A 14,586-nucleotide genomic window follows, 5' to 3' on the forward strand; every position below is an offset into this window, starting at 1 on the left:
AAGGAGGCACCCGCTAATGAACCACATGTCTAGCGTTCCCGCGGACAACCGGATATCCGTAGTTATTATCGCTCAGGATGATGGCACTCGAATTACAGCCGCCATTAAATCCTGTCAGCCCTTTGCGGACGATATCGTCGTCATTGACGGAGGGAGCAAAGACAATACGATTCAGGTAGCTGAATCATTGGGCTGTCGGGTGTTTTCCAACCCATGGCCTGGTTATGCCAAACAGCGCATGTTTGGTGTTGATAAAGCGGAATTTGATTGGATTTTCCTGATTGATACAGACGAAGTAGTGGATGCAGAGTTGCTTGGTGACTTGTTGAAAGTAAAGGAAACGCTCCACGATCCGGCCAAAGCCTATTCTGTATTTCGCATTGGCGATTTTCTCGGCAAATGGATGAACAAAGGCGAGTATTTGGTTCGTTTGTACAATCGGCGAATTTATGGCATTACGAATAGTCTTGTTCATGAAATGCCGGATGTAGCCTCTTCCCAGATTATCAATCTGGAGGGCGTGTTATGGCACTATGGCTTCCGCAGCATCAGCGATCATATGACCCGTTTTAACAAATATACGGATCTGGAAGCAGAGACGGCATTTAACAAAGGAAGATCCTTTCGGATTACCAGACTGTTGTGGAGACCGCCTGCCCGCTTTGTACAGAAGTATTTTGTTCAAGGCTTATACCGCAAGGGGTTGGCGGGTTTTGCCGTAGCCGTTTTCTGGGTGATGTATGAGTTTCTCGTCTGCTTCAAGCATTATGAGTTAACCAAGCGGCGAAAAAAGATTGAAGTTGTGGATGGCGGACAAACCGAGCAGAAAGGAGAAACCAGCTATGTCGTACAATAACGGATTTCGTATTGCGGCAACCGGGCTGAGCTGGCCGTCCTTGCAGCCAGGAGGTCTCAACACATATTTCAAATCCATCTGTGAGCAGCTTACGCTAGAGCGCAATACGCTGGATGCTTTAATCTGTAGTGATGAGCAGCCTCAGGCGCCTGAACGTATTCGTATTCATTCAATTGGTAGCAAGCAGCAATCCATCTGGAAGCGTCGAGAGCTGATGCAAAAATATGCAGCAGAACTGTTCGACAAGCAACCGATAGATGTGCTGTATTCCCACTTTGCTCCCTATAGTGTCGGACCGGCACTGGAGGCGAAAAAAAGAGGAATCCCGGTCGTTACCACCTTCCACGGACCGTGGACGGAGGAAATGAAGATTGAAGGACAGGGAATTAAGCATTTTCTTAAAACGACGTTGGCCAAATCCATTGAAATGAAGGCTTATGGTCTGGCGGATAAATTTATAGTGCTAAGCGAGACTTTTCGGGATATTTTACACGAGCATTATAAAGTTCCACTTAGTAAAATTCATATTATTCCTGGTGCGGCGAATGTAGAAAGGTTCCATCCGGCAGAGGATCAGGAGGCCGTACGGAAGCGGCTGAATTTGCCGCAAAATGCGACGATTGTGCTAACCGTTCGTCGTCTTGTTAATCGCATGGGACTGCTACAGCTGCTCGAAGCATGGCGGCGAGTAACCGAGCGACACCCTGATCATCTGTTGCTGATTGGTGGGAAGGGCCCCTTGATGGAGGAATTGGCTTCCAAGGTGGCGGAATACAATCTTCATAATCACGTAAGATTGCTTGGTTATGTGTCGGATGAGGAGCTGCCCCTGTACCATCAAGCCTCGAACCTGTTCGTTGTGCCAACACAGGCACTAGAGGGTTTCGGTCTGATTACAGTCGAGGCGATGGCCTCGGGACTACCGGTGCTGGCCACTCCTGTAGGCGGCAACAAGGAAATCTTAAGAGGATTCCGTCCTGAGCTTTTGTTCCAGGGGACGGACAGTGAAGCCATTGCTGCTGGGCTGCTGCGTGTGCTGGATCATCGTGAACTTCTACCGAATGCACGGGAATGCCGGGACCATGTCCTGAGCAGATACACATGGGGACATGTAGCGGAGCAGGTAGAAGAGGTGTTCCGACAGGTCCTTGACAGAAAGGCGGCGGCGAAATGATGAGAGTAGCTTATATTGACCATACGGCAAGATGGAGCGGCGGCGAAGTCGCTTTGTATAACATCCTGACGAATATTGGGGAACATATCGACCCGCTCGTTATTTTGGCGGAGGAGGGCGATTTGGCGGATCGGCTTCGGCAGCGTGATATTGATGTACGCATCGTTCCACTAGATGATTCGATTCGCAATCGAGGACGAAATGCTGTTAATCTGGGTGCGCCTGCAGCAGCCTTTCGGTTGCTGGCTTACGGCAGAAAACTCGCGCCGTTGCTGCGTGAGGAAAAAGTCGTGTGTGTGCACACAAACTCACTCAAGTCTGCACTGTATGGTGCAGTAGCCGCCAAATCGGCGAAGCTGCCGTTGATCTGGCATATCCGTGACCACATCGGTCCGCCGTATCTGAAGCCGATTGTAGCCAAAGGGATTCGGCTGATGTCCCGCTTTTTGCCTAACGGTGTGATTGCCAATTCCAAATCCACGCTGAGTGCATTGGAATTACCCCCGGACAAAAAGACGCTCGTCGTCTACTCCGCTTTTGCCAAAGCAATTACGGCTCGTGATTCGGCTGCGCATTTGCGTGGCGATGACTCGTTTAACGTCGTATTGGTCGGCAGATTGGCGGAATGGAAGGGACAACATATTTTATTGGAAGCGGCACGTTCTTTTTTACCAGATCAGCGTGTGAAATTCTGGCTGGCTGGAGATGCGTTGTTCGGAGAAGAGGAATACAAACAACGATTGGAATCCACGATGCGCGAATATGGGTTGACCAACGTCAATCTGATGGGACACGTCGATGACATTCAGGGACTGATGCAGCGCTGTGACCTGCTAATTCATACTTCCATTACACCGGAGCCATTCGGTCAAGTCATTATTGAGGGCATGGCTGCAGGTTTGCCAGTGATCGCTTCAAACGAAGGTGGTCCCAAGGAAACGGTGGTACCTAATGAAACCGGGCTGCTCATTGAACCGGGAGACCCGGCCAAGCTGGAAGAAGCCATCCGCTGGATGCTGGAGCATCCACAGGAACGTCAGCAGATGGGTGAGAGAGGGATGGAACGGGTCAAGAAGCATTTTGTCATCGAGAACACTGTTAAGGATATAGTTCATTACTATAAGGGTTTGTTGGCAGGAGTCTGACCGACATTCGCGTTAAAGGATGATTCAGATGAAAATAGCGATAGCACATGATTACTTAATCCAAATGGGCGGAGCGGAAAGGGTAGTAGAGGTATTCCATGATATGTATCCGGAGGCTCCCATCTTCACAACGGTGTTCAGCGACGAGCGCCTGTCGCGCAACTTGAAGGATGCGGACATTAGAGCCACTTGGCTACAAAACGTCCCAGGAGTGAAGACCAATTTCAAAGGAGTGCTGCCGCTGTATCCCATCGCTATCCGTGATTTTGATTTTAGGGATTTCGACATTGTTTTAAGCTCCAGCAGCGCATTTATGAAAAGCATCCAGGTACCCAAACATACGTTTCACATTTGTTACTGTCACACACCGATGCGGTTTGCCTGGGATTACGATACATATATGGCCCGGCAGTCCAAATCCAACCTGCTCAAAAATATGCTAAAGCTGTACATGAACAGGCTGAAAACATGGGATGCCAAAACTTCTCGCAACGTAGACCAGTTTATCGCCAATTCTTCCGTCGTCAAACGGAGAATTCTGCACTATTACCAACGGGAGGCAGATGTTATTTTCCCTCCTATCAATACATCCCGTTTTAAACGTGCTACAAGCATCGGTGACTATTATCTGATCGTATCCCGATTGGTGTCTTACAAGCGTATTGATCTCGCGATCGAGGCATTCAAACGTAACGGTCTCAAGCTGCGCATCGTTGGCGAAGGACCAGATCGTAAACGACTCGAAGCCATGGCTGGCCCGAACATTGAGTTCCTCGGCAGGCTTGAGGACGAAGAGGTTAACAAGCTGATGGCCGAATGCCGGGCGCTTGTCTTTCCGGGGGAAGAGGACTTCGGTATTACGCCTTTGGAGGCGAATGCGGCTGGACGGCCAGTTATCGCTTTTCAGGGCGGGGGAGCGCTGGATACGATTGTTCCTCATGTGAACGGCGTATTTTTCCGCAAGCATCAAGTAGACGATGTGCTGGAGGCCGTCGCAAAGGTCGAGCAACATGCATGGAATGTGGACGATATCATTACCCATGCCCGCAAATTTGATGAAGATAACTTCAAGGATCAATTGAAAAAGTATGTAGAACAAGCCTATGTGAACTTTCTAAAAGGAGGATGAACGGAATGAAGCTGGCTGTAATCGGTACTGGATACGTTGGACTCGTCTCGGGTGTGTGTTTTGCGCAAAAAGGTAATGAGGTGATTTGTGTCGATCTGGAGCAGTACAAAATCGACATGTTGAACCGGGCAGAATCTCCGATCTATGAACCGGGTATTGAGGAATTGATCGCGTTGAATCTGGAAGCTGGCCGTTTGGAGTTTACCTCCGATTTGGCCGATGCGGTACGTCGCTCGGATATCGTTATTTTAGCGGTAGGTACGCCTTCACTGGCTAACGGCGAGGCGAATTTGTCTTACATTGAACAGGCGGCTGCCGATGTCGGCAAAGCCATGAACGGGTACAAGATTATTATGACCAAGAGTACCGTACCTGTCGGAACGAACGAAAAGATTAAGGATGTAGTGGCTCGACATACGAGTTTGTCTTTTGATATTGTATCCGCGCCGGAGTTCCTGAGAGAAGGCTCAGCCATCAATGATACGCTTCATCCAGATCGCATCATTATTGGTTTGGACAATACAGGTTTGCGTGAAACAATGGTCACTCTGCATCAGGTATTCACGGATAAAATCTATGTGACCGATATCCGCAGTGCTGAAATGATCAAATATGCCTCCAATGCGTTCTTGGCAACTAAAATTTCGTTTATTAACGAGATTGCTAATATTTGCGAAAAGGTTGGCGCGGACGTTACCTGTGTGGCTGAGGGTATGGGCATGGACAAACGGATCGGTTCCTCTTTCCTGCAAGCAGGGATCGGATACGGGGGCTCTTGCTTCCCGAAAGATACGAATGCGCTCATCCAAATTGCGGGTAATGTAGACTATGAATTTAAGTTGTTAAAATCGGTGGTCGAGGTGAACACTGACCAGCGTTTTATGATTGTATCCAAGCTGCGTGAATCGCTGGGTCAGCTAAACGGCGTATCGATTGGCATTTGGGGCCTCGCCTTCAAGCCTAATACAGATGACATCCGCGAAGCTCCAGCACTGGAAATCGTAGAAACGCTCATTCAGGCAGGTGCTATTGTCAAGCTGTATGATCCCATTGCGATGGATAAATTCAAGGAGCGCGTGGATCACCCGAATATTATATGGTGCTCCTCCCCGCAGCAAGCCGCCGAAAGAAGCGATGCTGTGTGCCTGCTGACGGATTGGGAAGAGTTCAAAGAAGTTGATCTCGTGCAACTGGGCTCTATTCTACACAAGCCAGTTCTGATTGACGGTCGTAACGTATTCACCGAGGAACAGATTCAAGGCTCTGGACTGGAATACTACTCCGTGGGTCGTCCGCGGATGAGTGGGTGGAACAGAGATAAAGTGGAAGTTTAAAAAGTGACTGTGGGCGGTGGGGAGACGCTATGCGTTCCATTTGATCTTCTGAGCGCTGTTGCAGTGGGATTCTCTGGATTATATAAAACATTCCAAGGTAAGAATCCCGCTGCAAAGGAGAACGCTAGCGCTTCTCCAGATTCAAATGGACCGCTTCGCTGCTTTTGCCGCATAGAGTCACGGTTTTTAATCTCCCATCTTAGGGGATGGGAGTAGTAAGGGCGTATCGGAAGGAGCGGCACAGTTGAAGCCGCTCCTTCCGATTAAGGCGCCATGCGCTGTACCGCGGCGCCCCTGTGGAGCAAGCCTACCATGTGGATACGCTATGCTGCTCCTGTAGAGCAAAGACGCCATTGCGGTTGTCGAAGGCAATCTTGGCAAGGCGTTACGAAGCCTTGATTACTAGAAGCTTGCAAGCAAGGCAGGCAAACGCCGAGCTCCCCAACGTTTTTTACAGGCTGACCGGACTTAATAATGTCCGGTCGTGCCTTTTGCACCACAAGGTATGATCGATATGATGCATTTTTGAGTAGCGTAGGAATGGATTTGAATCCCGGTCCAACAGCGATCGTAAGATCAAATCCAGCCCGTAGCGGGCTACTCAACCTTGCCTCATCCGATCGCCCACACATTATAGAGAGGAAGTGGAGAATTATGAAGCTCGTACTTTTGTCTGGTGGTTCCGGTAAAAGATTATGGCCGTTATCCAACGATTCCCGTTCCAAACAATTTTTGAAGGTACTGGAGAGCCCGGAAGGGATTTCGGAATCCATGGTGCAGCGGGTATGGAGACAATTGGGAGACAACGGATTATCCGAATCCTCGTTTATTGCGACAGGGAGAGCGCAGGTTGAAATGATCCAGAGTCAGGTCGGACCGAATACGCGCATCATAGTTGAGCCGGAACGCAGAGATACCTTTCCTGCGATTGCGCTGACAGCGACTTATCTATATTCCATTGCGGGTGTTTCGCCTGATGAAATTATAGCTATATTGCCTGTAGATCCTTATGTAGAGGATGCTTTCTTTGCTTCCGTAGCTCAACTGGAACATACACTTCAGGAGAGTGAAGGCAAGCTTGCATTAATCGGGGTTGTCCCTTCCTATCCTTCAGAGAAATACGGTTATATTATTCCAAAAAATGATGCCACTCAAGGTAGCACAGGCTACCGCGAAGTGAGCCATTTTCAAGAGAAACCCGACCGGGAGCAGGCGGAGCGTCTGATTGAACGCAATGCTCTATGGAACTGCGGGGTTTTTGCATTCAAATTAAGCTATTTGCTGGATATCCTGGCATCCAAGGGCCTGCCGCTGAATTATGAAGAAATGCAAAAGCAATACGCATCTCTGGAGAAAATCAGCTTTGACTACGAAGTCGTTGAGAAGGAGAAGGACATTGTTGTTCTTCCTTATGATGGTTTTTGGAAGGATTTGGGCACCTGGAATACGCTCACAGAAGAAATGTCTAATCAGCAAGTGGGCAGAGGTGTAGTAACGGAGGATTGTGTCAATACAAGCCTTATTAATGAGCTGGACATTCCAGTAGCGATCATTGGAACGAATGATCTGATTGTAGCCGCTAGCCCAGATGGTATTCTTGTGACCAATAAGGCAGAAAGCCCACGCATCAAGGAAGTGCTCAAGGCTCATGATCAGCGTCCAATGTATGAAGAACGCCGTTGGGGGCAGTATCGAGTTGTAGACTATGTAAAGTATGACGAGGGTAATGAGGTACTGACCAAACGAATCCGCGTACACAAAGGTAAAAATATCAGCTACCAGCTTCACTTCAAACGAAGCGAAATCTGGACCATTATTAGCGGCGAAGCGGAAATTATTTTGAATGAGAAGCTGCACAAAGTGAAGGCCGGTGACGTAGTCCGTATCCCTGAAGGAACCAAGCATAGTATTTTGGCTGTAACCGATGTGGATTTTATAGAGGTGCAGACTGGCTCTGAGTTGGTTGAAGAGGATATTGTACGCTTTTGCATGGATTGGAATGAAATTGCCCGTCATCAATTTATCTCATAATCGTTTTCGTAAAAACGAAATAAAGAAGATTTGATGAAAATTTATAGCCCAAACTGTCGAAATTGGGCGAAAACCTGTAAATTCATGAACATGACCTATTAAATTTTGGTAAAAAAAAGTCGATACTTAGGTTAAGAAGGAATCCAAACTCCTTCCAACGATAAACGCAGCCCTGTCGAAAGGCAGGTACGCAAAGCTAAAGGGCCTTCCCGTAAGGATGGCAGCCTGGCTACCGAAAGGAAGAGCAAAAGTGAGATTCAATTTTATTCCTCTGTATCGACTGATACGTCATGTACTCCCCGTAGTTATAATTTTTTCTTTGTTTCCCGTCGGATTTGGTGATTCTCTGTCTGTGGTGAATGCCGCTTCATTACAACCTGTTAATTCGGACGCTTGTACTCAGGCCCGTGAACTATACAATTATTTACTCAGCATCTCTGGAAAGAAAACAGTCACTGGTCAGCATGATTATTTGGAAAGTCCAGATGAATTAAGCAACAAGGTCCAAAAAATCAGCCAGGCGTATGTGGGTCTGCACGGCTATGAGATGGGAGCCATCTCTGGTCAATCTGACGCTACAGAAGCAGCACAACGTAAAAATGTCGTCGATAGCGCTATTCGTTGGAGCAGAGCAGGTGGCATTGTGACGATGACTTTTCATGAAGCGCTGCCGGGTAGACCGCTGACTTGGGCCAATGTGCAGGCCAAAGTAAGTCAGGCGGAGTTCAATAAATACGTCACGCCAGGCACTGCGCAGTATAACCTCCTCATTGCCGATCTGGATAAGGTCGCTGTATCGTTAAAGCAGCTTCGTGATGCAGGGGTTCCGGTATTGTGGAGACCTTACCACGAAATGAATGGTGACTGGTTCTGGTGGGGAAACAAAAACAATTTCAATCAGCTATGGAATATCATGTACGACCGTTTTGTTAACACGCATCAATTGAACAATCTGCTGTGGGTGTGGAGTCCCAATGCTCCCAATTCCTACACTGTCCCGTATACCCCAAAATATCCGGGGGATGACAAAGTGGATATTTTGGCAGTAGACATCTACAACAATGATTTTAAGCAAAGTCACTATGAAGGACTGCTCGAGTTGGCACGGAATAAGCCGATTGCTATTGGCGAGCACGGTGAGATACCTAGTTCTGAGGTGTTGCAGGCTCAGCCAAAATGGGTGTATTCCATGACTTGGGGCAAGATGCTGACCGAGAATAACACAACCACTCAAATACAGGATTATATGAACGATGCGAAGAGTTTGACACGGGATGATGTGAAAAATGGGCTGGAGGCCATCCAACAACCTGGAACAGATGTACCGACCTTACCGGATGAGGGACAAAGTGAGCCTCTCCCAGCTCCACCAGTAGTGATTGCTCCTCCAGCTCCGACTCCTCCTTCCGTTCCTGATGAAGTATATGTGAACGGGCTGCGGGGCGAATATTTCAACAATATGAATTTGAGCGGCAGTCCTGTTTTGATCCGTACAGACAGTAAGCTGGACTACAACTGGCGCGCCATTGCTGCTGATCCAAAGGTAAATGCCGACCAGTTCTCGGTTCGCTGGACGGGTAAAATCAAGCCACAATACTGCGAGACCTATACGTTCACAACCATATCCGATGATGGTATTCGTGTATGGGTAGACGGCAAGTTAGTGATCGATAGTTGGTTCAAACAAAGCTGGACAGAGCGAAAAGGCAGTATTGCTTTGGAAGCAGGTAAAATGGTAGATCTAAAAGTGGAATACTATGATGAAAAAGGCGATGCGATGGCACGTCTGATGTGGGAAAGTCAGCATGAAGCGAAAGCGGTGGTTCCCGGAAACGCTTTGTTTCTTCCTTGATAGATACTCTTTCCCGGTCAAAAATTTTGAGGAGAGAGGGTGTATCATATGATGAAAAAATGGTTGACCCATAGGTATACGGTCGTATTATCCGGATTACTAGGGGTCGCAGCTCTAGCCATGATCGCTTGGTTTATATACACGCCTTCAAAAAGTGTAGAATTGCAGACAGATAAGGTAGCGGCGGCCAGTCCAGTATGGAAGCTGGGCCAGAGGGATGACTCCTCAGCGGAATTTAAAGGAGTGGTCGGTAGGGATAATATCGATATTTCTGCAGCAGCAGCTTCTTCCGAATTATCTGCTAAAGCAGCATTTTCGGCGTTGTCGGAAGCAGAAAGTACAACAGTTCCGGTATTGCTCAGCAGTGGAGATATTCCTCCCGGTTTGAATGCATCCACAAATCCAGAACTAACACTTCAATATAAGCTGAATCAGGTTCCTCCCAATGGTATGATATTCCGTGTTCGGATTTTGGATGCGGGCAAAGCTGTGCCGCAGATGGCTGTCTTCTCAAATCATCAGCTGTCCGGAATCATTCAGATTGCCGGGGTATCCGGTACTGGGAGTACCTATAATTTCAAAAACAACTACGAGCTGTATATCCCCAAAGAACAATTGCAAAGCGGTGTTAACGTACTCAAGCTAAAGACAGCGCGCTGCCTATACTGCTCCTCTGCGGAAGATAAAAATGTGTGGTGGACTTGGGATGACTTGAGCTTGGAGACGTTAGCTTCCCCTGCGGCCGAACCGGTACATGGGAAATATATAATGACTGGTACGAATGTGAATAATAAAGAATTTTATTATGATCAGGGTGCAGTTAAGCATCTACCATACGTTCTCAAATGGCTGGGAATTGCTTATAGCGGCAACGTCATGAGGGTAACCTGTGCCAGTAATGTAGGGAAGGCATGCACAGACGTGGACGATTACTATCAAACGTTAAAGCAGTATAATATGCAATCGTCTGCTTTGTATCTATACACAGGTGATATTAAGCTGCAAAAAGATGGTACTCTGCCAGAGACGGCCAAGCAAAAGTTGCGTGATTATGTAAAAAAATACGGTTCATACCTTCAATATTATGAAGTAGATAACGAACCTGGATTGTTTAATCGCTCCAAGGCGGTAGACCTGGCTGTGGCTAAATGGTTGAATACGGAAGGCAAGCAATTGGCACCGCATCTCAAAACCGTAGCGCCGGGTTGGGCCTACTGGCCGACATACTCTACCAAGGCGTGCAAAAATCAAACCGGAGGTACGCAAAAATGCGGTGATCCGGATGGATGGGAACGGGACCCAGCGCAGCGTAAACAGCTGGAGGAAGTCACCGACCTGACCAACGGACACGCCTACGGTGAATCGTATAATGAAGAGGGCGGGGGCAGCTTCGTTCAGAATTTGAAAACCTTCGGTGGTTCGAGCAACGGACTGGCGAAAAAGATGCTAAACACAGAGTTCGGTACTAACGATACGCATCGAGACAATCCTGATTACGGGGCTAGTCAGCCACAAGCAGCTGCATTCGATCGGATTATGCGATCGCAAATCGGGTTTGCCGATATGTTTATCCAGCACGCTGCTTTTTATAAGGATTACACACTGTTTAAAACGGGTTTTGATCTGCAAAGTCACAACCCGGCTAACACGGAAATTTATCCGTTTGGGCAAGGACAGGACACTCGCGTTAAGATTATGAGACGCTTGAGTCTAGCCTATGCCACGCATGGTAAACCACTGACTTATACAATGTTGAATCCAGAGGAGACCAAGGACAAGATGGTCTATGTTCGCGCGGTGGATACGTCCAAGCTTAAACCGCTGGCAGGTAGCGGCGCTACCTCGAACAAATTGCTGGTGAACCTAGTGAACTTCGAATCCACTACGCAGACCGTTCGTGTACGGGTGACGATGCCGAAAGCTGGCTTGTACACGGGGGAACGTTTTGGGGCGGGTTCCACCTACACTCAGGCGCAGCGTTCCATATCAGGGCTGAAGGCTTCTCCTGCCCTTGATTTTGAAGAAAAGCTGGGCCCTGGCGAATCGGTACAATATATTTTGGAATTAAAAAGTACAGATCAAACCACGGCCTCTGCCCCAACTGAGGTGAAAGCAGCCTCTATTCAGGATGGGGTGGTAAAGATTAATTGGCTTCAAGCAGAAGGCATATCTTCCTATGATGTGCTGCGTGCTGATCGGACAGATGGTGCCTATCAGGTGATTGCCTCGCAAGTAGAAGGAAGCACGTATACGGACCGCACTGTAAAAGCTGGAAGTCATTACGTCTACAAAGTCCGAGCGACCGGAGGTACTCAGGTTTCTCAGGCAGCCGAGGTCGCTTAGTTACACCGGAATGCATGTAGGACCTTACCTAATGAATATCTAACACCATTCCGAAAGAAAGCAAAAAAGAACCTATCAGGAGAAAATAGGACCTGACAGGTTCTTTTTTATTTGTAAATCGTTCTGAATTGCCAATACTTTACGTATAATGGAGAAAAAAATAAGAAAATCCTTTAATATTCTCGTCATAAGACGACAACATTACAGGTATGTATTCATATATAATAGTTTTGTTCATGACTATACATACATGGTTTGTAGGGAATCTCTTTCTTTCCGGCGACCAAGACTAATAAAGTGAGGTTAGTGCTGAATGAACAAGGAAACAGAATTAGGGGGGAATGGCCCTCTTCTTCGAGACAACGCACGGAAAGCAGGCAAAGCAGCCATCCACTTGGACATCCGGAACATTTTGCTCCAATGTGGTATCACGACACCAGAATGGATGGAGGGCGACGCTGATAGAACTAAGTGCCAGAAGGACAAGCGCGTGTAATTTCAGTGGCTGGTCCTACTTAAGCCAAACATCAAGCAGCGGCGCTTTCTTTATTCCATCATTCGTTCCATTCGAACAAACGCGATAAAACGTTTGGCTTCTTCCTCAGACAAGGTGCGTCCGTCAATCGTCAGGTTAAAACGTTGCAGGATATCCTCGTCTGACAGTTCAAGCTGATCCACAAATTCCCTCACATCTGAATCCAATATGGCTGTCGGGTGGCTCGTACGTCCCACCAAATAATCGATGGTTACCTCGAAAATATCAGCGAGCTTGGTCAGGGTCTCAAAGTCTGGCTTGCGTCTATTTTTTTCATAGTGAGAAAGAGCCGCCCGCGTAATTCCGAGGGATTGCGCTAATTCCTCTTGTTTTAATCCCTTATGTTCTCGTAATTCAGCGATGCGGGTTCCATAATTCATCTGTTTTTCCTCCTGAAGGCAAGGTTAAGAAAGGTAAGAAAAGCAATTTTGCGCTTGACAAGATACAATTTGTATCATAAATTAATTATGTAAGTTACATAACGTATCCTTATTTCATAGTTTTCACTTATATCTTCATTTATATACCCTTAAGAGGCCAACGATGATTGAGCATTGTGTGCTTATTCGCTGGCTGGACCTTCTATGCGCTATTATACAACATTTTACTATAGATTAGAGGGTCATGCATCGTTCTTTTCCCCGTCATGCAGAGGATCAGTACAAGCGTTATTCATCGAAAACAAGTCAAGCAGGGAGGACTGGTCTTGTGCAGTTGAAAGAGTACATCCGTTTGATCCGCAAAAGAATGTGGTTGATTGGTAGCATTGTACTGCTGGTGTGTACTGTAGTAGGCATAAAAAATGTATATTTTACCCCGCAGGTTTATGAAGCTACCGCCAAGCTCATTATTAATCAGACGCCACGACCGGACCGTGCAGGTGTCGTCGATTACAGTGTGGTGCAAACCAATATAGCTCTAACGAACTCCTATAAGCAAATTATGATCTCCTCGGCGATTATGGATCAGGTGGTCGCCAGCTTCCCCGATCTTAAGGTTACTCCGTCAGCTTTGGCGCAAAAATTAAGAGTAAACACCGCAGGTGATTCACAGGTCATGGATGTTACAGTCCGCGACTTATCGTATACGAAGGCTGTGAAAACCGTCAATGCGGTAGCCAAAGTATTTAAACGGCAAATCCCCTCTATCATGAAAATGGACAATGTCACCATCCTAAGCGAAGCCAGTCTGAATGACCCAGCAGTTCCCGTGAACAATAATCCCGCCATACAAATTTTTATTGCTTTTACCATTTCTTTATTACTGGGCATAGGCTTGGCGTTTTTGCTGGAGGTATTGGATGATACATTTAAAAATGAGGAGGATATTGAAAAAGAACTCGGTCTGCCTACCCTATCCCTGATTACAAAAATGAAAAAAGAAGATAGACGCTCTGACAGCTCTACTACAACTCCTAAACAGGTAGGTGAGGGACAATATGCCGCGATTAATCAATAATCAGCTCGTTACATCCTTGCATGCTCAGTCTTCCGTGTCGGAGGAGTACCGCATGCTTCGCACTAACATCCAGTTTTCTTCTATAGACGAGCCGATTGAGGTGATGATGGTGGCGTCCGCTCAGGCGGGTGAAGGCAGAACAGTCACGATTAGCAATTTGGCTGTAACCTATGCGCAAGAGGGAAAAAAGGTGCTGGTTATGGATATGGATCTGCGTCGGTCCTCCTTGCATCATATGTTTGGTTTGCGCAATCATACAGGGCTGACACGGGTACTTGCCAATCAACAGACATGGCAGGATGTGGTTCAGGAAACCGGGATTGATCATCTGCATGCAATCACAGCTGGACCGAATCCACCCAATCCGTCCGAGATGCTCAGTTCCCGTAGAATGAAGGCTCTACTAGTTGAGCTAAAAGAACATTATGACGTGATTCTGATGGATACGCCACCCCTGCTGCCTTTTCCGGATGGCCTCATTGTAAGTGCCATGTGTGATGGTGTCATTTTGGTAGTACAGGCAGGGAAGGTCAAAAAGGATGTCGTTAAGAAGGCGAAGGCAAATTTAGAAAGAGTTAAGGCGCGCATTCTGGGTGTAGTGCTCAATAACGTGAAGCGTCGCGCCGAGCGTGGTATGGAGGAACGCAATCTGACATGAATAAATCGGGGAAAATAAAAGTATATAAAATTCTTTTAACAATGAATAAATAATATTTATAAATAAGGAGT

11 protein-coding genes and 1 riboswitch are annotated in these 14,586 nt (G+C 47.2%); of the genes, 10 read left to right on the top strand and 1 reads right to left on the bottom strand.

All coding sequences use genetic code 11. The features are described from left to right. Nucleotides 1-16 precede the first annotated feature (16 nt). The 8 genes from MKX36_RS05775 to MKX36_RS05810 all read left to right on the top strand — a co-directional run bounded on the left by MKX36_RS05775 (nt 17) and on the right by MKX36_RS05810 (nt 11,864). Nucleotides 17-856 (top strand): glycosyltransferase family 2 protein, encoded by an 840-nt coding sequence (locus MKX36_RS05775; RefSeq protein WP_016821253.1) that lies wholly within the window; start codon nt 17-19, stop codon nt 854-856. Next, nucleotides 843-2,030: a glycosyltransferase family 4 protein gene (locus MKX36_RS05780; RefSeq protein ID WP_013369822.1), complete on the top strand. Its 1,188-nt coding sequence runs from the start codon at nt 843-845 to the stop codon at nt 2,028-2,030. Before MKX36_RS05775 ends, MKX36_RS05780 begins: the two co-directional genes overlap by 14 nt. Continuing rightward, complete coding sequence (locus tag MKX36_RS05785) at nt 2,027-3,175, top strand: glycosyltransferase family 4 protein (protein WP_016821251.1); 1,149 nt, start codon at nt 2,027-2,029, stop codon at nt 3,173-3,175. The genes MKX36_RS05780 and MKX36_RS05785 overlap by 4 nt, the downstream gene beginning before the upstream one ends. A gap of 28 nt (nt 3,176-3,203) precedes the next feature. Beyond that, complete coding sequence (locus MKX36_RS05790) at nt 3,204-4,304, top strand: glycosyltransferase (RefSeq protein ID WP_025364260.1); 1,101 nt, start codon at nt 3,204-3,206, stop codon at nt 4,302-4,304. Between the two features lie 5 nt (nt 4,305-4,309). Then, nucleotides 4,310-5,638 (top strand): UDP-glucose dehydrogenase family protein, encoded by a 1,329-nt coding sequence (locus MKX36_RS05795; RefSeq protein WP_016821249.1) that lies wholly within the window; start codon nt 4,310-4,312, stop codon nt 5,636-5,638. Between the two features lie 654 nt (nt 5,639-6,292). Beyond that, nucleotides 6,293-7,669: a sugar phosphate nucleotidyltransferase gene (locus MKX36_RS05800; protein WP_016821248.1), complete on the top strand. Its 1,377-nt coding sequence runs from the start codon at nt 6,293-6,295 to the stop codon at nt 7,667-7,669. A 155-nt stretch (nt 7,670-7,824) separates the two neighbouring features. Then, nucleotides 7,825-7,906, top strand: a riboswitch (cyclic di-GMP riboswitch). 13 nt (nt 7,907-7,919) lie between these two features. Next, nucleotides 7,920-9,521, top strand: a complete 1,602-nt coding sequence (locus MKX36_RS05805) for a glycosyl hydrolase (protein ID WP_340864392.1) — start codon at nt 7,920-7,922, stop codon at nt 9,519-9,521. 48 nt (nt 9,522-9,569) lie between these two features. Further along, nucleotides 9,570-11,864 (top strand): hypothetical protein, encoded by a 2,295-nt coding sequence (locus MKX36_RS05810; protein ID WP_340864393.1) that lies wholly within the window; start codon nt 9,570-9,572, stop codon nt 11,862-11,864. A 546-nt stretch (nt 11,865-12,410) separates the two neighbouring features. Here MKX36_RS05810 and MKX36_RS05815 read toward each other — a convergent pair. Then, the gene (locus MKX36_RS05815; RefSeq protein ID WP_016821244.1) at nt 12,411-12,779 is read right to left on the bottom strand and encodes a helix-turn-helix domain-containing protein; all 369 of its coding nucleotides are present in this window, start codon (nt 12,777-12,779) and stop codon (nt 12,411-12,413) included. Nucleotides 12,780-13,107: 328 nt separating this feature from the next. On the opposite strand from MKX36_RS05815, the gene MKX36_RS05820 reads away from it, so the two are divergent. After that, nucleotides 13,108-13,857 carry a YveK family protein gene (locus tag MKX36_RS05820; protein WP_016821243.1) on the top strand — a complete coding sequence of 250 codons (750 nt, stop codon included), beginning with the start codon at nt 13,108-13,110 and terminating at the stop codon, nt 13,855-13,857. After that, nucleotides 13,838-14,515, top strand: coding sequence for a CpsD/CapB family tyrosine-protein kinase (locus MKX36_RS05825; protein ID WP_016821242.1), 678 nt, complete (start codon nt 13,838-13,840; stop codon nt 14,513-14,515). Before MKX36_RS05820 ends, MKX36_RS05825 begins: the two co-directional genes overlap by 20 nt. Nucleotides 14,516-14,586 lie beyond the last annotated feature (71 nt).

Origin of the sequence: Paenibacillus sp. FSL W8-0439 (assembly GCF_038008995.1) — a bacterium.
Taxonomy (GTDB): domain Bacteria; phylum Bacillota; class Bacilli; order Paenibacillales; family Paenibacillaceae; genus Paenibacillus; species Paenibacillus polymyxa.